This is a genomic window from Burkholderia humptydooensis (assembly GCF_001513745.1).
Classification (GTDB): Bacteria; Pseudomonadota; Gammaproteobacteria; order Burkholderiales; family Burkholderiaceae; genus Burkholderia; species Burkholderia humptydooensis.
On record NZ_CP013380.1, the window covers coordinates 2,603,679 to 2,621,558 of the forward strand.

Genomic DNA, 17,880 nt, shown 5'->3' on the forward strand with positions numbered 1-17,880 from the left:
AGTCCGGCTGCTGCTCGCTCAGCGGGCTGCTGCTGGGCTGCTGGCAATAGATGCGCGGCCTTGTCTGTCAGAGGGACATGAAATCAAAGAAGGACAGATGCTCGCCCACACGCGCAGCGCCGCGAGCCTAAGCGCCAGCGTCCAGCTTGTGCTGAACTATCCGCACCTGATACGCTCAGGACGCGATCACAGCCCCCCCGCTGCGCCCTTCCCGGCCCTTCCGGCTAACCGTGGAATGCATGACCGTCTCCAAACTGTCTCAAGGGCTGTCGTTATCCTTTCAGCATGTGCTTTGTCAACTGCCCCAGCGAGGCAGTCCGCAGCGCTGCAATGGAGCTATCGCTCGCCCGCGCACGCGTCCTTCTGAACGCGCACACGCGCAGGCCCGCACGGGGGAGCGCAGGCGCGAGCGGGCGGCGTGACTGCCCGCAGATAAGCAAAGCAAATTTGGGTCGGGAGGTGGCAGATGGCGAGCAGTCGGAGCTAGAATCCGGTCACACTCCAGTCACAGTGAATTGTGATTGGCCCCTGCAACCCGTCGGATGTGGGCGAACGTGTGCAGAGCGTAAGTGCTTGAATAAGCGAAGATTCTGGCCCGCCCTACACGATTCGAACGTGTGACCTACGGCTTAGAAGGCCGTTGCTCTATCCGACTGAGCTAAGGGCGGTCGCCAAGGATGAAAATTACGGCAAGCGCCGCGCTTTACACTGCGGGAGGCTGCCGGAGACCGCAGACAGCCATGAAAAACGTCCCGCCACGAACTCGGCAAAAAACCAAGCCAGTAATTATACCCGATCGCTTCGCGGAAGCGATCGGAAACGCTAATTGCAGATCAAACCGGCTGCGCGTGGAACATGAACCAGCCGAGACAGAACAGCCCCGCGAGCACGCAGTACAGGCCGAACGACGCAAGCCGCCCGCGCCCTTCGAAATAACGCATCAGGAAACGCACGCTCAGATATGCGGCAATCGCCGTCAGCACGCCGCCCAGCAACGCGTCGGCGAGCTGGTCGGGCGCATGGAAAAGCTTCGGCAATTCAAGCAGCCCCGCCGCGAAGATGATCGGCGTGCCGAGCAGGAACGAGAATTCCGCCGCCTTTTCCGCAGTGAGTCCGGCCGCGTTGCCGGCGATCATCGTCAGGCCGCTGCGCGAAAACCCCGGAATCAGCGCACCCACCTGCGCGAGGCCGACGAAAAACGCCTGCTTGAACGTCAGCTTTTCGGGCGGCTGGTGCGCGCGTGCGCGCTGGATGCGGTCGCCGAGCCACAGCAGGATACCGTTGACGATCAACGCGAACGCGACGATCCGCAAATCGTGAAACACGCGCTCGATGCGCTTTTCGAGCAGCAGCCCGACGAGCCCCGCCGGAATCGTGCCGATGATGAGCGCCCACATCAGATGGCCCTCGTCGTTCTTGCGCCCGTTCAGCGATGCGAAGAAACCGGCGATCAACGCGATCCAGCGCTCGCGGAAGTACCATAGCAGCGCGAACGCGGTGCCGAGGTGCAGCGCGACGAGGAACGGCAGCAGTTGCGGCGCGTGCTTGTCGATGTGCATGCCGAACAGCGCGGGCACGAGGAGCGTATGCCCCAGGCTGCTGACGGGAAAGAGTTCGGTGACGCCCTGCAGGACGCTCAGAAATACCAGAAACCAGAGGCTCACGCGTCGGTCCTTTTATCGGAGAGGGTTAAGCGAGGAGAATCGACGGAAACGGCGTCGCGCAGATGGCCGCGCCGCCCGAAAAAACCGCGCCCCGATTATGCCGAGCGAGAATGACCGCGCCAAGGCGTTTGGCGCGAATCGGGCACCTGGCTAACAGCCAGATACACTTTTAATGTAAATGAAAGAAAAACGAAAGCAAACTGCTGCGCATCGCGACAGTGCTTTCAGGACGAAAGGCGGCGAATCAGCGGCCGACTTTGTAAAAGAACAACACGGTGCTGCCCGTAAACATGCCGAACAGCGTAAGGGCCATCGCAGTTGCCAGATCCATGTTCGCTCCTTGTTGGGACAGATCCGGCGCTATCAACATGACCGGTTCGCGTCATTGTCCTTACGGTTTGCCATTTTTGACATTCTCGATTTCCCGCATGCGCACTTTCCATTCGCCGCGCGCGGGTCACCTCTGCCGCACCGATGCGCACGCCCCGCGCCACGGCGATTCCGCTATCCTTGACGACCTATCTTGGAGAACATCGACGCCTGCCACCATGCCCTCTTTCCAGAATCAGGACATCCTCGAGCTCATCGACGGCGCGTCACTCGCGCGCATCGCACCCGAAGCGGGCGGCCGGCTGCTGTCGTGGAGTATCGGCGACGCGAGCATCGTCTTCTGGCCCGATGCCGCAGACTGGTCCAATCCCGCGAAGATCCGCGGCGGCAATCCGCTGCTGTTCCCGTTTCTCGGCCGGCATCGGGCCGACGGGCGAATCGGCTTCTGGCGCGACGGCGCGGGCATCGTCCGCGAGCTGCCGATGCACGGCTTCGCGCGCGATCTGCCGTTCGATGCGCAAGCGGATGCCGACGGTCGCGGCGTCACGCTGACGCTCGGCAGCAGCGATCGCACGCGCGCCGGCTACCCGTTCGATTTCCGCTTCGCCGCGCGCTACCGGCTCGTCGACGAGCGCACGCTCGACGTCGCGCTGACCACGACCAATCTCGGCGACACGCCACTGCCGCACTACGCGGGACACCATTTCTATTTCGCGCTGCCGCACGCCGAGCGTGCGTCGACCGTGCTCGAGCTGCCGCCGACGCAGCGGCGCCGCCAACTCGACGACGGCTCGATCAGCGCGCCCGAGCCCGGCTCGTCGCGCTACACGCTAGACGATCCGGCCATCCTCGACCGCTTCCACTGCCTCGACGGCATCCCCGCCGAGCCGGTGCGCGTACTGATGCCCGGCCGCCGGCACGCGATCGACATCGACCTGAACCGCCCTGGCTCGGCGCCGTGGTACGCGGTGACGACCTGGACGGAGGCGCCCGGGTCGGACTTCTATTGCGTGGAGCCATGGCTCGGCCTGCCCGACGCGATTCACAACGGCCTCGGCTTGCGGCGCGTCGCGCCGGGCGCGACGGAAACCGCTGCGCTGCGTATCCGCGTGACGCCGCTCGCCTGACGCGCCCCCGACGTCGGCTTGCCCGCAAGACGCGGCGCAGCGGCCCGCGCGAGCGGCTGCCGCGCCGCCCCGCTCCACCCGCACGCATCCTTCCGGGCAAGCGCGTTCGGCGCCCTTGCCGCCCCGAAACGGCGAGCCCGCCGCCGAACCCGTTAAAATCAGACGTTTTTGTACCCGCCGCCGCGCACTGCCGCGGCGGCGCCTTGCGAGGTTCAATGTTGCTGAAAACAACGAGACGGCTCGTCGTCGCATCGCTAGCCGCGCTGCTCGCCGCGTGCGGCTCGGCGCCCGTCGGCCCCGGCTTCTACCGGGTCGAGCGCGGCGACACGCTCTCCCAGATCGCGCGATCGAACCGCCAGTCGGTCACGAACATCGTCCGCTGGAACCAGATCACGAATCCCGACGCGATCGAAGTCGGTCAGGTGCTGCGTGTCGCGCCGCCGGCCGGCTCCGCGTCGACGTCGGGCACGACGGGCGCGTCGCGCAGCCCGAGCCGCCCGGCGCCCTCATCGCCCTCGTCGCCCGCGCCTTCCGTGAAACCCGCGTCGAGCATCTCGCTCGTCTGGCCCGCCGCCGGCAACGTGATCCGCTCGTTCGACGGGGCGAAATCGAAGGGCATCGACATCGCGAACACCGCCGGCACGCCCGTCATCGCGGCGGCGGCCGGCACGGTCGTCTACGCGGGCAACGGCCTGCGCGGCTACGGCAACCTGCTGATCGTCAAGCACAACGCCGACTTCCTGACGACGTACGCGCACAACCGCACGCTGCTCGTGAAGGAAGGCCAGACGGTCGCGCAGGGACAGAAAATCGCGGAGATGGGCGATACCGACAACGATCGCGTCGCGCTGCACTTCGAGCTGCGCTACGGCGGCCGCTCGATCGACCCCGCGCGCTACCTGCCGTCGCGCTGACGCAGCGCGACGCGCCGCGCACGACGCGACGTGCGCGTTCCGGCGCGAGCCGGGCAATCGGATCAAGAGAACGATCAGCGTTTGCGCAGCCGGCCGTGCAAACGGCCGGACAGCGGATCGACGTGGCGCGCGAACGCCACCAGCGCGCCGATCCCTATCACGCTGAGCCCCGTAGCTATCAGAAGCAGGTCCATGGTCGTATCTATCGTCGGTGAAACGATCATACGCAGCATTTGTGGTTTACGCATGAACGTGCCTTCTAGGATCGACCCTAACGGGCAAGCGTGCGCCCGGCGATTCGGTGTACTGTGCATCGAAACGGCGCACGAAAAAACGATCGGAGACGCACGATGCTGCCCCATGCCGCCCATTACGCCGAGCTCGTCGACCGCTTCGCATGGCGCATTCCCGCGCGCTACAACATCGGCGCCGACGCATGCGACAAATGGGCGGACGGCAGCGGCCGCGTCGCGCTGATTCACGAACATGCGGACGGCGTCATTGCGCGCTACACGTTCGACGAGCTGAGGAGCAGCTCTAATCGGCTCGCGAACAGCTTCGCGCGCGCAGGCGTGAAACGCGGCGACCGGATCGGCATCCTGCTCGCGCAAGGCCCGGAAACGGCGATCGCCCATCTGGCCGCCTACAAGCTCGGCGCGGTCGCGGTGCCGCTCTTCACGCTGTTCGGCGCGGACGCGCTCGAATTCCGCCTCGGCGACAGCGGCGCCGTCGCGGTCGTCACCGATCGCGCCGGCTACGAAAAGATCGCGTCGCTGCCGTCGCTCGCGACGGTCTACTGCACCGGCGGCGCGCCCGATCTCGCCGAGCCCGGCGTGCTCGCATTCGAAGCGGCGCTCGCGGCCGAATCGGACAAGTTCCAGCCAGCGGACACGTCGGCCGACGACCCGGCGCTCATCATCTATACGTCCGGCACGACGGGCAAGCCGAAGGGCGCGCTGCACGCGCACCGGGTGCTGCTCGGCCATCTGCCGGGCGTCGAGATGTCGCAGAACCTGTTTCCGGCGCGTGCGCGCCTGTTCTGGACGCCCGCCGACTGGGCGTGGATCGGCGGGCTCCTCGACGTACTGCTGCCCTCGCTGCATCACGGCGTGCCGGTACTCGCGCGACGCTTCGAGAAATTCGATGGCGCGGCCGCGTTCGAGCTGCTCGCGCGGCACGGCGTCACGCACGCGTTCCTGCCGCCGACCGCGCTGAAGCTGATGCGTGCGGCCGTCGCGCAGCCTCGCGAGCGCTATGCGCTCGCGCTCGAATCGGTGGCGAGCGGCGGCGAGTCGCTCGGCGCCGAGCTCGTCGCATGGGGCCGCGACGCGTTCGGCGTGACGATCAACGAGTTCTACGGTCAGACCGAATGCAACGTCGTGCTGTCGTCGTGCGGCGCGCTGTTCGAGCCGCGCGCGGGCACGATCGGCAAGGCGGCGCCCGGGCATCGCGTCGCGATCGTCGACGATGCCGGCAACGTGCTGCCGCCCGGCGTCGCGGGCAACATCGGCGTGCGCGCGCCTGACCCCGTGATGTTCATCGGCTACTGGCACAAGCCCGATGCGACGCGCGAGAAATTCGCCGGCGACTTCCTGCTGACGGGCGACGTCGGCGTTGCCGATGCCGACGGCTTTTTCCGCTTCGTCGGCCGCAACGACGACGTGATCACGAGCGCCGGTTACCGGATCGGCCCGGGGCCGATCGAAGACTGCCTGCTCAAGCACCCGGCCGTGCGGATGGCGGCCGTTGTCGGCGTGCCGGACCCGACCCGCACCGAAATCGTCAAGGCGTTCGTCGTGCTGAACGCCGGCTACGAAGCGAACGACGCACTCGCACGCGAGCTGCAGGCGCACGTGAAGACACGGCTCGCCGCGCATGAATATCCGCGCGCGGTCGCATTCGTCGACAGCCTGCCGATGACCGCGACGGGCAAGATCATCCGCCGCGCACTGCGCGACGCGTGACGCGTGCGATACGTGACATGCGCGGAGCGGCCGGGCCGCGCTCCGCGCATGCCGCTCGAACGCCCCATCGGCACACGCACGCCCTGATCGTCGCACGCCGCCGCCCGCCGCGAAACTCGTCCGAACGGCCGAGTCTCGCCGGCCGTTCGAATGGTTTATAGTGGCGCTCACTGCCGGTTCCGTCACATCACACCATGTCTTCGAACACCCCATCCCCCGACTCGCCCAGCCCGCTCTATCTGAACCTGCTCGGCGAAACCGCGAAGATCGACTGGTGCGATCTCGAGCGTTTTTTTGCGCAAGGCAAGCTGCTGTCGGTCGCGCGCGATCTCGATCTCGTGAGCGTCGCCGAAGCGATCGCAAGTGACGACAAGGAGCAGGTCACGCGCTGGCTGTCCGCGGGGCATGTCGAGCGGATGCAGGCCGGCACCGCGCAGGATTACTCGACGCGCAATCCCGAGCTGTGGGCGGTCGTCGTATCGCCGTGGGTGTGCGTGCAGGAACGCGCGTAACGCAGCGATGCACGCCTCCTCCACTTCCGCGCAAGCGGGCGAAGACCCCGAGCCGCGCCCAGCCGCGAACCGGCATCGGCGCGTTCTCGGCCTCGCGTTGCCGATCATCGCCGCGAACCTCACGCAGCCGATTCTCGGCGCGGTCGACACCGCCGTCGCCGGTCACCTGAACGGCCCGCAATATCTCGGCGGCGTCGCGCTCGGCGGCCTCTTCTTCAACTTCGTGTACTGGGGCTTCGGCTTCCTGCGAATGGGGACGACCGGGCTCGTCGCGCAGGCGTTCGGCGCGAACGACCTCGCCGGAATCCGCATCAACGTGCTGCGCGCGCTTCTGCTTGCGTTCGCGCTCGGCGCGGCGGCGCTCGCGCTGCAAGCCCCGCTTCTCGGCATCGCATTCGCCGCGCTCGGCGGCAGCGATGCGGTGCGCGCGACCGCGCTCGAATACGCGCACGCGCGGATCTGGGCTGCACCGTTCGCGCTCGCGAACTACGTCGTGCTCGGCTATCTGCTCGGCGTGCAGCGCGTGCGGCTCGCGCTCGTGATCCAGATATTCGTCAACGTCGTCAACATCGGCGCCGTGCTGCTCTATGTGTACCGCTTCAATTGGGGTGTCGCGGGCATCGGCGCCGCGACCGCGACGGCCGACATCGCGGGCTTCGCGGCGAGCGCGCTGCTGCTGCGCTGGCTGAGCCCGCGCGGCCTCGCGAAGGTCGGTCGCGCCGAGCTCCTCGATCGCGCGGCGCTCGCGCGTCTCGTCGCCCTCAATCGCGACATTTTCATCCGCACGCTGTGCCTGCTGTCGGCGTTCGGCTGGTTCGCGCATCTCGGCGCGCGGCAAGGCGACGCAACGCTCGCGGCCAACGCGCTGCTCCTCAATTTCCAGACCTTCATGGCGTATGCGCTCGACGGCTTTGCGCACGCGGCGGAGGCACTCGTCGGCGCAGCGGCCGGCGCGCGCAATCGCGATGCCTTCCGGCAAGCGCTGCGCACGACGTTCTTCTGGGCGGGAATCGGCGCGCTCGCGTTCGCGCTCGCCTATTGGGGCGCAGGCAACTGGATCGTCGCGCAGCTCACCGATCAACCATCCGTCCGCAGCGTCGCCGAGCGCTATCTCCCGTGGGCCGCGCTCTCTCCGGTGATTTCCGTCTGGGGCTTCATGCTGGACGGCGTGTTCATCGGCGCGACGCACACGCGCGCGCTGATGCGGGCGATGGCGACATCGTTCGCGCTGTTCGTCGCTGCAACGCTCGCGCTGGTCGGCCCGTTCGGCAATCACGGGCTCTGGATCGCATTGCTCGTGTTCATGGCCGCGCGCGGCGCGACCCTTGCGCGCCATCTGCCGGGGCTCGAGCGAGCCATCGCGCAAGACGCGACGCCGGCAGCGCGCACCGCCGGCTGACGCGCATCTCGCTCCCGCCCGGCCCAAAGGCGCCAATCCGCGTCACGCATCGGCCGACGACGACGGTCCGCGCGGCGGGCACGCGCCATTAGCCGAATCGCGCCGCCACCGCGGCACGCTCGAATACGGCCAAGGGCGGACACATGCCATCCGTCCGGCTGAAGGCAAACGCGCTCACAATGCGCCTTCCGCTTGCCTCCACGTACGCCGCCGCGATCGCGGTTATTTCGCTGGCGTCGCAGCGGCTCCGCCCACGCCGGGCTCGCCGAGCATCGGCGGCGGCGTCATGTCGGTCGGCACGCCCTGATAGTCGGGCGGATCTTGCGGCGGCGTGCCGCGGCGGCCCTGTCTGGGATCGCTCGCGCAACCGGCAAGCACGGCCGCCACGAGCGCGGCGATGACAATGCGAGTCATGGATTTCCTCGGAATGATCGGTCGATCGCGCCCCGGTTCTCACCGGATAGCGCCCGGCGAGTCTACCGGAAATCGGCGCGCGATGATGCCGACGCGCGCCTTCGTGTCCGCGTCGGCATGTCCTACTATGTAGACGTGGCGCTATGTCCGTTTGAAAGGAGGGCTGCCATGGATGCCGAATCGATTGCGGGCCTGATCGGCCTGGGTATCGGGCTGCTGGTGCTCGTCAGCTTGTCGGTGTACGAATCGCGCGAATACAAGCGCGCGCACAACGGCGAAGGCATGATCCATCACTGGATGGCCGAACATCACCTGCTCGACTGGCGGCGCAAGCACTGACCGACCGCCTCACTTCCGCCGTCTCACGGAAGACGAACGCAAACGCGACGCCGCGCGTGAGAACGCGCGGTCCGCTTGCGTTGGGTGCGGATGCGCCCGTTCGAAATCGCCGCCGATCCTCACCCGCAACCGGCGGGAAAGATGCTGTTTGCGCACCGGAATGCGCGCAACCGCAGCGCGCGCTGCCGTTTCGATTCGATGAACGGTTGCCGATAAAAAACGGCACGGCGATACAATCGCCGTGCCGTCTGACGTGCGGACCGATTTCCGCTCGCGCCGGGCAGCGTCAGCGCGGCAGCGGATCGTTCAGGAAGTGGCGCGCGTAACGGGCGTTGATGTCCGACAGGCGGAACAGCGTGAGGAAGTCCGCGCAATTGAAGTCGGGATCCCACGCGGGCGCGCCGCAGATCTTCGCGCCGAGCCGCAGGTAGCCCTTGATGAGCGGCGGCGGCGCGACCCTCACACCGGTCTGCAACTCGTCGACGGGCAGCGGCGTGTGCGGAAACGCGCGATACTCGGGCGCCGTCAGCGCATCGCCAAGCGATTGATAGAGATTCGCCGCATAGTGGCCGCCGTCGGCCATCGACACGCTCGCGCAACCGAGCATCGTCTCGTAGCCGTTTTGCAGCATGTAGGTGCCGAGCCCCCCCAGAGCGCCATGATCACGGCGCCGCTGCGATAGTCGCGATGCACGCACGAGCGGCCGACCTCGACCATCTTCGAGCGCAGATGCGTGAGACGCGATAGGTCGAACTCGCCCTCCGCGTACAGGCGGCCGACACGCGCCGCCTGATGCGGCGGCAGCACGCGGTAGGTGCCGACGACCTTCAGCGTGTCGAGATCGCGCACGAGCAGGTGATCGCAGTACGGGTCGAACGGATCGACGTCGAGGCCCGCCGGGCCGCTCACGTGCGCGCCCATTTCCTCGGCGAACACGCTGTGGCGCAGCCGCTGCGCTTCGCGCAGCTCGTCTTCGGTGCGCGCCCACGCGGCGCGCAAGCGGAACTCGGCGGTGACCGTCTCGGCCGCGCGCGGCAACCGGCGGCGCGGCAAGTCAAGGGGTAGCGAGGCAAATGGGAGCGTAGGCGTCGGCAGTTCTCGCATTAGGCTTTCCTGGTCGTAAGGAAGAAGACGACATGCCCGCCAATGTAGTAACCGGCCGTGACGCTTACGTGGCAAAACGGTGTCCATTCGGTGACGTGTCGCCGATTTGACTTTAGCAGAAAGCAGGAAACGGCGTTTGATTGCGACCCAATCAGACTAGATCGGGCGAAATGGCCGCGCGCAGCACGGTCTGCCCATTGCCTTCCCGCGCGCGGCTCGAAAGCCACAGCAGCCCGCCCTTCTTGACGCTCCAGCTCTCGTCCGAGCCGGCGAGCAGGTGCGCGGCCACGCTGCCGAGCGTCGGCTGATGCCCGACGACGACGACCGTCGATGCGATCCCGTCCGGCCAGCCGGCCGCAGCGAGCACGTCGTCGGCATCGCAGCCGGGCGCGAGCTCGTTCGCGGTCCGATAGTGGTCGGTCAGCGCCTCGGCCGTCTGCACGGTGCGCGCGGCGGGGCTCGCGAGCACCGTCGCATGGCGCTCGATGCGCGCGCGCAGCCACTTCGCGACGGCCTGCGCGTCCTTGCGGCCGCGCGCGGTCAATTGGCGCGCGAGGTCGGTGCTTGCGTAGTCTTCGGCTTCGGCATGTCGCCAGAGAATCAGGTTCATCACGAGACGCCTCCAGAATGAGCGGAGCCGCACGCTGCGGCTTCGCGACACGGCGGTCGAGATGCCGCGACATTCGCCATTGTTGCGCAATCTGCACGCATGCGCGAACGATTGCACGCGGAGATTGACCCGATTTAGGCAAGAGCGATACAATCGCCGATTCCTCGGAGCGTAGCGCAGCCTGGTAGCGCATCTGATTTGGGATCAGAGGGTCGTAGGTTCGAATCCTATCGCTCCGACCACTATACGAAAAGGGTTCCACTGCGGGGTTCCGCTGCGGAGCTTCTTCACGAAAAAAGCCCGGCCAGCGTCCAATCAAGACGCCTCGTCGGCCACGACAAAGCCCGCGCCCTGCGGGCTTTGTCGCGCCTCGGCCCGGCGCGACGCCTCCATCGCCAGTTTCTGAGTCAAGTCAATTTCCCCCGCAATGCAATACGCCAACATTAAGGCGAGCACGAAGGGAGAACACAGGAATGAGCTGGCATTGCCATGTAGCGCGTGAATTGGCGCATATCGAGGCAGCGATCGGGCTCCTCGAGAAAACGAGAAAGGAATTCGCCAACAACACGGTGGTGTGCGATCCCGCATACTGGCGGCTCAGGCTCAATACGATCCGGGGACGCCTTGACGAAGACCGCACGCTAGAACGCCGGATGAGCGAGCTCCTGGCTCGCGTCGATCGACTCGAAGCGAGGAACCCGCATCGAGAAAGCGACGACGCGCTGGCATGAAACGCCGGATGCGGCTCGCGGGCGAATAGCGAAAGCGTCTCGTGCAGCTTATCAGACATGAAACGGCACATCGAATGTCCTCGTCGGTCACTCGATCACGCTGTTGCGATCCCCCTTCAACAGCATCTGCGGCACCTGGCCGAACCGATACGTGCCGCTCGCGGCGTCGAGATCGAACACCCAGACGAGATCGAAGCGATCGTCGGGCCATGTCTGCGGCACCGTCTGCTTGCCGAGTGGAAGCGCGTCAGCGATCGCCGGAATGTCCTCGTGCTGCCACGCGATCAGCACGCATCCGCTGCTCGCGACGGCCGCCTGCGCCAAGTCCTTTTCCTGACCTTTCGTATAGGCATCGCTGATCGCGAGCCCGAGCTTGTGCGCGAGCGGCGTGATCGTGTCGATCGGACGCTTGCTCTTCGCATGCTTCGCGACCGCCGCCGCGAACAGCCAGTCGGGCGTCGCGAGATCGGCGTGCTGCAGCGGGCCGCGGCTCGGCGCAAACAACACCGCGAGCGCGCCCGCGCGTTGCCAACCGGGCACGGTGAGCGCCTCGACGTCCTGCTCGCCCTTTGCGTTCACGCCGTATGGCGCGCCGTCGCCGGTCGGTTTCTCCGCATGCCGGATGATCATGATCTTGTGGGCAATCGGGCTGGCCATTGCGTGTCCTCCTGGTCGTTGTTCGTGGACGGCGGGCGAACGTCGCGCGATGAGAACGTCCGCCGTCATCTGTGATAGCAAGCGAATCCGGCAAACGCAATGGAATCCCGCCGCTCGCGGGCTGCTCACGGCTCACGCGTCGCCGCGCGACCGGGAGGCGCGCGCGGCGCGTCGTGCGAGCGCCGGATCGCCATCCGCCGCCAGTCCGGCCATCGGCCGCCGCCGCAAGCCGCGGAACATGGCAGCGGCAGCGGCGCTCGCGCGTGCGTCGGCCGCGTAGCGGAGCGCGGCGATCGCCGCGAGCGCAACGAGCAATCCGGCCAGCACGTCGACGAGATAATGACCTCCTTGCGTCGGCGTCGACGCGATCATCCCGCCGTTGAAAAGCAGCGCGAACGGCGCGACCACGCGCACGCGCCGCAGCGCATATGCGAACAGCACGCCGAGCACCGTGTGAAACGACGGCAGCGACACCATGCCCTGCAGTGCGGCCAGATCGATGACGCGCAGCGTTCCGTCGCGCAATCGCCCGAAATCGCTCACGCCCGACAGCGCGACCGGATCGGTCACCCGGAAATGCAGGAACGCGCTCGCCGCCGGAAACGGCATCGAAATCAGCAGCACCACCATGCTCGTCAGCATGAAGAGCGTGACGAACTCCGACAGCTCGGCGTCGCGTCTCGTCAAGCCCAGCCAGATCGGTATCCCGATCAATTGCCACTGCGCGCTGTCGTATGCGAACGCGAGCGCGCGCCGCAGCGCCGGATGCGCGCGAATCCGCTCATAGACGGCGGGCCAGTCGAAGCCGAGACGGGCGTCGAGGCGGATCAGCGTGCCGTCGATCAGCGGTGGCCGCAAGGTCACGCACAGGTAGGACAGGATGCCCGCCGCCGCGACGAACGCGGCAAGGAGTGCGAGCCACGCGAACGTTCGGGCGGCCTCGCGATAGCGAAAACGCGCTGCGACGTCCGCGTAGCGCGGCACGCGTGCGACGCCGCCCAATACGAGCGAGAACGCCGCGCAGACGGCAATCGCCCGTGCGGCCACGGCGGCGCCGGCCCCTTGCAACGCGTAGCCGCCCGCGCGCAGCCACACAGCGTCGACGAGCCCCACCGCCGCGCACAACGCTGCGCCGACGCCATAGCGGCCCATCGCGAGCGTGCGGTGGCGCGAGTTGTCGACGGGGGCGGTGTCTGCGCGATGCGTCATGAATTCACTCTCGTCGGGCGGCTGGCCGCGCCCGGCGGCTCCCGGCATGGCTCCGGCGGTTCGCCGCGCACGGCGTGCCCGAAGCGGGTCCGATGCCGGCGAAAAACGGCCGCTCGGGCGGGCGCGTCGCCCATCATAGATCGTCGGTCGCGCGTGGGTCGATCATCGCCTACGCGCATGTCGCCTACGCGCACACGTCACCCAAGCGCAGCCCCCGCCTCGTCGCGAGCCGCCGCGCCCGCATAATGGTGCGCCCGCCCAGCGCACGTGCATCGGACGCGTCCGCGCCACGCCGCCTGCGCATGCCGGGCGTTTTCGCTATCATCGGGCAAACGGCGCCGGCAAGCCGCGCCCGAACCGCAAGGTTCGAAAGAAAAGCCGTTCGAAAGGACCGCGCCTGCAATGCCGCGCCTTTCCCGCCCGACTCCGACCGAACGGCCCGCCTCGGGCCGTCGACAACCCGCCGCCTGCCCGGCGAGCGCCATCGCATGAACCACTCACTCCGCCCGATTGTTCGATTGCTGATCCCGATCGCGACGCTTGCGACCGCGTCGTCCGCGTACGCCGATTCACAAGCGCTCGACGCCGCACTCGACTGCTCATCGACAGGCCACGCGTTCGTCGCGCCGCTCGTCGCCAGCGGCGCGATCCGCTCGCAGCCGATGCACGTCGAAGCGAACTCGATGAATGCGTTCCGCACGAACCGTTCGCTGACCGCCTACGGTTTCCCGATCTACGTCGTGCTCGGCTATCAGGAGAACGACCCGCTCTTCACGCATGGCGACGGCGAGCCGATCGGCGACTGGGCATATGGCGTCGTCGTCCGGGGCTCGATGCAAGCGGTGGAGGCGAAGGTGCGCGAGGCGGGCAGCCGGGCGGTCGTCAAGGATGCGTTTCCGTTTCTGACGGCGATCGTCTGCACGTCGCCGTGAGCGCGCCGGCATACGACGGCCGACAGCCCAATGCGCGGGCGGCACAACCGGATCACGCGCCCGTATAGACGACGCGATACGGAATGCCGACCTTCTCCCACTCGGCAGCCTCCTGACTGAGGCTGTAGTCGGTGAGCGGATTCTGCTGGACCCACGCGCTCGGCAGGTGCACCTCGTAGCCGCCCTTTTTCATCTGCGCGACGCTGATGTCGGGCAGGCCGGCGTCGTTCCGGCGCCGGCACAGCAGCGACGCGAGGCGCAGGCAGAACAGCAGCGGCCATTCGACTTCGCGCGACTGCGACAGCTTGCCGAGCTTGCCCGCGTGCCCGAGCACGAGCGCGGCGAGCCGCGCCTGGTCGGTGCGCGAGAAACCCGGCATGTCGGCGTTGCTCGCGATGTACGCCGAATGCTTGTGGTACGCGCTGTGCGAAATCGACAGCCCGATCTCGTGCAACGCGGCCGCCCAGCCGAGGAACGTGCGGCTTTCGTCGCGAGCCTCGCCTTCGGGCTCGTCGAGCTGGTCGTAGAAACGCGCGGCGAGCGCGCCGATGCGCGCCGCCTGCGCGCGATCGACGCCGTAGCGGCGCGTGAAGCCGTCGACCGTCACCGCGCGCATGTCCTCGTGCTGCGTGCGGCCGAGCAGGTCGTACAGCACGCCCAGGCGCAGCGCGCCGTCCGTCGTGTCGACGTAGTCGATGCCGAGCTCCTCGAACACCGCGAGCATGATCGACAGGCCGCCCGCGAGCACCGGCACGCGATCGGGCTTCAGCGCGACGAGCTTCAGCCGGTTCACGTTCTCGGCCTTGATGAGCGCGCGCTTCAGGCGCTCGAGCCCGCCGCGCGAGATGCCGTGCGACACGCCCGCGTCGTTGAAGCCGTTCGCCTCGACGAGCTCCGCGAGCGCGCGCGCGGTGCCGGACGAGCCGATCGCCTGATCCCACCCCGCCTTCTTGTATTCGCCGGAAATGATCTGGATTTCGCGCTTCGCGGCGAGCTCGGCCTGGCGCATCGTGTATTCGTCCACGTTGCCGGCCGGAAAGAACGCGCGGCTGTGACTCACGCAGCCAATGTAGAGGCTCTCCATCACGAGCGGCATGTAGTGCTGGCCGATGATGAACTCGGTCGAGCCGCCGCCGATGTCGACGACGAGCCGCTTGCCGGTGTTCGCCGGCACCGAGTGCGCGGCGCCCGCATAGATGAGGCGCGCTTCCTCGCGGCCCGCGATCACCTCGATCGGAAAGCCGAGCGCCGCCTCCGCCTCGGCGAGAAACTCGCCGGCGTTCTTCGCGACCCGCAGCGTATTGGTCGCGACCGCGCGCACGTGATCGGGATGAAAATCGCGCAGCCGCTCGCCGAAGCGCTTGAGCGCCTCCCACCCGCGCTCCTGCGACGCGCGATCGAGCATCTTGTCGCGGGACAGGCCCGCCGCGAGCCGCACGGGCTCGCGCAGCGCGTCGACGGGATAGATCTGGCTGCCGGCGGGCGTCTCCTCGACGCGCCCGACAATGAGCCGGAAGCTGTTCGAGCCGAGATCGACGGCAGCCAGTAGATGCGGGGATGTAACCATCGAGGGGGCTCCGTTCTCGCCTGGTGCGCGCAGGCGATGCTGTGCGTACCGAAAAGATCAAAGGCGCCATTTTAAGCGCTGCGCGCCTTCCGGTGTCGGCCGCGAGCCGGCCGACACATGCTTTCATTGTATCCAGAGGACGCTTTTATGAAATCCCAGGTTTTCGAGCGTATGATTTGCCGATAAACATCAAACTGTCATCAGCACGTCATCGCACCGTGAGAATTTCCGAGCGACCTTTCGAGTCTGCGCCTGACCTTCCGTATTCTCTGCCGATGTCCCTTCGTTATCCGCTTCTGAATCGCGAGCTCGGCATCCTCGGCTTCAACGAGCGCGTGCTCGCCCAAGCCGCCGATCCGCACGTCCCGCTCCTCGAACGCCTGCGCTTCATCTGCATCACGAGCAGCAACCTCGACGAATTCTTCGAAGTCCGGATGGCCGGCCTTCAGGAGCAGATGCGCGACAATCCGGGCGCGCTCGCGCCGGACGGCATGTCGCTGCAGCATGTGTACGACCTCGTCGTCGAGCGCGCGCAGCGGCTCGTGCACCGGCAGTACACGATGCTGCACGAAACGATCCTGCCCGCGCTCGAACAGGAAGGCATCTATTTTCACGGCACCGAGACATGGAGCGACGCGCAGATCGAATGGGCGCGCCGCTATTTCTTCGACGAGCTGCTGCCCGTTCTCACGCCGATCGGCCTCGATCCCGCGCATCCGTTCCCGCGCGTGCTGAACAAGAGCCTGAACTTCGTGATCGAGCTCGAAGGCCGCGACGCGTTCGGCCGTCAGGCGGTGATGGGCATCGTGCAGGCGCCGCGCGCGCTGCCGCGCCTCGTGCGCGTGCCGCAGGAACTGTCGGGCTTTCAGCACGGCTTCGTGCTGCTGAGCTCGCTGATGCAGCGCTTCGTCGGCGAGCTGTTTCCGAAGCTCGTCGTCAAGAGCTGCAACCAGTTTCGGATCACGCGCAACAGCGAACTCTTCGTCGACGAGGACGAAATCACGAACCTGCGCGTCGCGCTGCAGGGCGAGCTGCCCGCGCGCCATCTCGGCAATGCGGTGCGGCTCGAGGTGTCGGCCGACACGCCACCGCATCTCGTGCGGCGCCTGCTCGACGAAAGCGGCCTGACCGAGAAGGATTGCTATCGCGTCGACGGCCCCGTCAATCTCGTGCGGCTGATGCAGTTGCCGGATCTCGTCGACCTGCCCGAGCTCAAGTTCACGCCATTCCTGCCGGCGATCCCGCCCGCGGTCGCGAACGCGCCGTCGATGTTCGACGCGATCGATCGCGGCGACATCCTGCTGCACCACCCATACGAGAGCTTCCAGCCGGTGCTCGAACTGCTGCAGCAGGCGGCGCGGGACCCGAGCGTCGTCGCGATCAAGCAGACGATCTACCGCACGGGCACCGATTCGCCGCTGATGGACGCGCTGATGGAAGCCGCGCGCAACGGCAAGGAAGTGACGGTCGTGGTCGAGCTGCTCGCGCGCTTCGACGAGGAGACGAACATCAACTGGGCCGCGCAGCTCGAATCGGTGGGCGCGCACGTCGTGTACGGCGTCGTCGGCCACAAGTGCCACGCGAAGATGATGCTGATCGTGCGCCGCGTGACGCAAGGCGGCAAATCAATGCTGCGCCGCTACGCGCACCTCGGCACCGGCAACTATCATCCACGCACCGCGCGCGTCTACACCGACTTCGGATTGATGACGTCGGAGCCCACGATCTGCGAGGACGTGCATCACGTGTTCCAGCAATTGACGGGCATCGGCGGCGAGCTGAAGCTGCACGAGATGTGGCAATCGCCGTTCACGCTGCACCCGCGGCTGATCGAGCACATCCGCGCGGAAGCCGGGAACGCGCGCGCCGGCAAGCGGGCACGGATCGTGGCGAAGATGAACGCGCTGCTCGAGCCGACCGTGATCGCCGAGCTCTACGAGGCGTCGCAAGCCGGCGTGAAGGTCGACCTGATCGTGCGCGGCGTCTGCGCGCTGCAGCCCGGCGTGCCGGGGCTGTCGGAGAACATCACGGTGCGCTCGATCGTCGGGCGCTTTCTCGAGCACCATCGGATCTATTACTTCCACGCGGACGGTGAAGAGCTCGTCTATCTGTCGAGCGCCGACTGGATGGATCGGAATCTGTTCCGTCGTGTCGAAGTCGCGTTCCCGGTGCGCGAGCGCAAGCTGAAGCGCCGCGTGATCGCAGAAGGGCTGTCGGTGTTCCTCGGCGACAACCAGTCCGCGTGGCTCATGCAGAGCGACGGCCACTATCGCCGCCGCCGCGCGGGCAAGGCGCCGCGCAACGCACAGCTCGGGCTCCTCGCGAAATTCTGCTGACGGGCGGCGGCGCGGCGCGTTTTCCGCCGAGTCGAAAACCGTTGACGGAGAAGCACGACACCCTCCGGCGC

Annotated in this window: 15 protein-coding genes, 2 tRNA genes and 1 pseudogene; 10 read left to right on the forward strand and 8 right to left on the reverse strand. The window is 67.1% G+C overall.

Annotated features, from left to right (window positions below):
• Positions 1-591 precede the first annotated feature (591 nt).
• Positions 592-668 (reverse strand) — tRNA-Arg (locus tag AQ610_RS11670).
• Between the two features lie 165 nt (positions 669-833).
• On the reverse strand, positions 834-1,664 hold the full coding sequence (locus AQ610_RS11675; RefSeq protein WP_006026372.1) for an undecaprenyl-diphosphate phosphatase: 831 nt from the start codon (positions 1,662-1,664) through the stop codon (positions 834-836).
• A gap of 548 nt (positions 1,665-2,212) precedes the next feature.
• Between AQ610_RS11675 and AQ610_RS11685 the strand changes: the two genes are divergently transcribed.
• The 5 genes from AQ610_RS11685 (at position 2,213) to AQ610_RS11705 (ending at position 7,910) form a co-directional block, all read left to right on the forward strand.
• On the forward strand, positions 2,213-3,121 hold the full coding sequence (locus tag AQ610_RS11685) for an aldose epimerase family protein (protein WP_006026370.1): 909 nt from the start codon (positions 2,213-2,215) through the stop codon (positions 3,119-3,121).
• Positions 3,122-3,336: 215 nt separating this feature from the next.
• Positions 3,337-4,035 (forward strand): peptidoglycan DD-metalloendopeptidase family protein, encoded by a 699-nt coding sequence (locus AQ610_RS11690; RefSeq protein WP_006026369.1) that lies wholly within the window; start codon positions 3,337-3,339, stop codon positions 4,033-4,035.
• Between the two features lie 350 nt (positions 4,036-4,385).
• Positions 4,386-5,999: an acyl-CoA synthetase gene (locus AQ610_RS11695; RefSeq protein ID WP_009911947.1), complete on the forward strand. Its 1,614-nt coding sequence runs from the start codon at positions 4,386-4,388 to the stop codon at positions 5,997-5,999.
• A 194-nt stretch (positions 6,000-6,193) separates the two neighbouring features.
• On the forward strand, positions 6,194-6,511 hold the full coding sequence (locus tag AQ610_RS11700) for a DUF2288 domain-containing protein (protein WP_006026366.1): 318 nt from the start codon (positions 6,194-6,196) through the stop codon (positions 6,509-6,511).
• A 7-nt stretch (positions 6,512-6,518) separates the two neighbouring features.
• A complete protein-coding gene (locus AQ610_RS11705; protein ID WP_006026365.1) occupies positions 6,519-7,910 on the forward strand; it encodes an MATE family efflux transporter in 1,392 nt (463 codons plus the stop codon).
• Between the two features lie 222 nt (positions 7,911-8,132).
• On the opposite strand, the gene AQ610_RS11710 is transcribed toward AQ610_RS11705, so the two are convergent.
• Complete coding sequence (locus AQ610_RS11710) at positions 8,133-8,324, reverse strand: hypothetical protein (protein ID WP_009911946.1); 192 nt, start codon at positions 8,322-8,324, stop codon at positions 8,133-8,135.
• Positions 8,325-8,492: 168 nt separating this feature from the next.
• Between AQ610_RS11710 and AQ610_RS31795 the strand changes: the two genes are divergently transcribed.
• Positions 8,493-8,663 (forward strand): hypothetical protein, encoded by a 171-nt coding sequence (locus tag AQ610_RS31795; RefSeq protein ID WP_004191316.1) that lies wholly within the window; start codon positions 8,493-8,495, stop codon positions 8,661-8,663.
• A 286-nt stretch (positions 8,664-8,949) separates the two neighbouring features.
• Here AQ610_RS31795 and AQ610_RS11715 read toward each other — a convergent pair.
• Positions 8,950-9,767, reverse strand: a pseudogene (locus tag AQ610_RS11715) (GNAT family N-acetyltransferase).
• Positions 9,768-9,918: 151 nt separating this feature from the next.
• Positions 9,919-10,377, reverse strand: coding sequence for a phosphohistidine phosphatase SixA (gene sixA / locus AQ610_RS11720; protein WP_009911942.1), 459 nt, complete (start codon positions 10,375-10,377; stop codon positions 9,919-9,921).
• Positions 10,378-10,542: 165 nt separating this feature from the next.
• Here sixA and AQ610_RS11725 point away from each other — a divergent pair.
• Both AQ610_RS11725 and AQ610_RS11730 read left to right on the forward strand, forming a co-directional pair.
• Positions 10,543-10,619 (forward strand) — tRNA-Pro (locus tag AQ610_RS11725).
• 231 nt (positions 10,620-10,850) lie between these two features.
• Positions 10,851-11,108, forward strand: coding sequence for a hypothetical protein (locus AQ610_RS11730; protein WP_009911940.1), 258 nt, complete (start codon positions 10,851-10,853; stop codon positions 11,106-11,108).
• A gap of 87 nt (positions 11,109-11,195) precedes the next feature.
• Here AQ610_RS11730 and AQ610_RS11735 read toward each other — a convergent pair whose 3' ends face one another.
• Positions 11,196-11,765 carry a hypothetical protein gene (locus tag AQ610_RS11735; protein WP_009911939.1) on the reverse strand — a complete coding sequence of 190 codons (570 nt, stop codon included), beginning with the start codon at positions 11,763-11,765 and terminating at the stop codon, positions 11,196-11,198.
• 132 nt (positions 11,766-11,897) lie between these two features.
• Entirely contained in the window at positions 11,898-12,974 is a 1,077-nt protein-coding gene (locus tag AQ610_RS11740; RefSeq protein ID WP_009911938.1) for a phosphatase PAP2 family protein, read from the reverse strand.
• Between the two features lie 488 nt (positions 12,975-13,462).
• Between AQ610_RS11740 and AQ610_RS36815 the strand changes: the two genes are divergently transcribed.
• A complete protein-coding gene (locus AQ610_RS36815; protein ID WP_009911936.1) occupies positions 13,463-13,906 on the forward strand; it encodes a hypothetical protein in 444 nt (147 codons plus the stop codon).
• A 52-nt stretch (positions 13,907-13,958) separates the two neighbouring features.
• Here AQ610_RS36815 and ppx read toward each other — a convergent pair whose 3' ends face one another.
• Entirely contained in the window at positions 13,959-15,473 is a 1,515-nt protein-coding gene (gene ppx / locus AQ610_RS11750; RefSeq protein ID WP_006026358.1) for an exopolyphosphatase, read from the reverse strand.
• 275 nt (positions 15,474-15,748) lie between these two features.
• On the opposite strand from ppx, the gene ppk1 reads away from it, so the two are divergent.
• Positions 15,749-17,809, forward strand: a complete 2,061-nt coding sequence (gene ppk1 / locus AQ610_RS11755; RefSeq protein WP_006026357.1) for a polyphosphate kinase 1 — start codon at positions 15,749-15,751, stop codon at positions 17,807-17,809.
• Positions 17,810-17,880: the final 71 nt, after the last annotated feature.

Bases quoted from the DNA above. Each gene is read 5' to 3' on its own strand.
- AQ610_RS11685 (WP_006026370.1), top strand. From the start codon at position 2,213: ATGCCCTCTTTCCAGAATCAGGACATCCTCGAGCTCATCGACGGCGCG.
- AQ610_RS11690 (WP_006026369.1), top strand. From the start codon at position 3,337: ATGTTGCTGAAAACAACGAGACGGCTCGTCGTCGCATCGCTAGCCGCG.
- AQ610_RS11695 (WP_009911947.1), top strand. From the start codon at position 4,386: ATGCTGCCCCATGCCGCCCATTACGCCGAGCTCGTCGACCGCTTCGCA.
- AQ610_RS11700 (WP_006026366.1), top strand. From the start codon at position 6,194: ATGTCTTCGAACACCCCATCCCCCGACTCGCCCAGCCCGCTCTATCTG.
- AQ610_RS11705 (WP_006026365.1), top strand. From the start codon at position 6,519: ATGCACGCCTCCTCCACTTCCGCGCAAGCGGGCGAAGACCCCGAGCCG.
- AQ610_RS11710 (WP_009911946.1), bottom strand. From the start codon at position 8,324: ATGACTCGCATTGTCATCGCCGCGCTCGTGGCGGCCGTGCTTGCCGGT.
- AQ610_RS31795 (WP_004191316.1), top strand. From the start codon at position 8,493: ATGGATGCCGAATCGATTGCGGGCCTGATCGGCCTGGGTATCGGGCTG.
- sixA (WP_009911942.1), bottom strand. From the start codon at position 10,377: ATGAACCTGATTCTCTGGCGACATGCCGAAGCCGAAGACTACGCAAGC.
- AQ610_RS11730 (WP_009911940.1), top strand. From the start codon at position 10,851: ATGAGCTGGCATTGCCATGTAGCGCGTGAATTGGCGCATATCGAGGCA.
- AQ610_RS11735 (WP_009911939.1), bottom strand. From the start codon at position 11,765: ATGGCCAGCCCGATTGCCCACAAGATCATGATCATCCGGCATGCGGAG.
- AQ610_RS11740 (WP_009911938.1), bottom strand. From the start codon at position 12,974: ATGACGCATCGCGCAGACACCGCCCCCGTCGACAACTCGCGCCACCGC.
- AQ610_RS36815 (WP_009911936.1), top strand. From the start codon at position 13,463: ATGAACCACTCACTCCGCCCGATTGTTCGATTGCTGATCCCGATCGCG.
- ppx (WP_006026358.1), bottom strand. From the start codon at position 15,473: ATGGTTACATCCCCGCATCTACTGGCTGCCGTCGATCTCGGCTCGAAC.
- ppk1 (WP_006026357.1), top strand. From the start codon at position 15,749: ATGTCCCTTCGTTATCCGCTTCTGAATCGCGAGCTCGGCATCCTCGGC.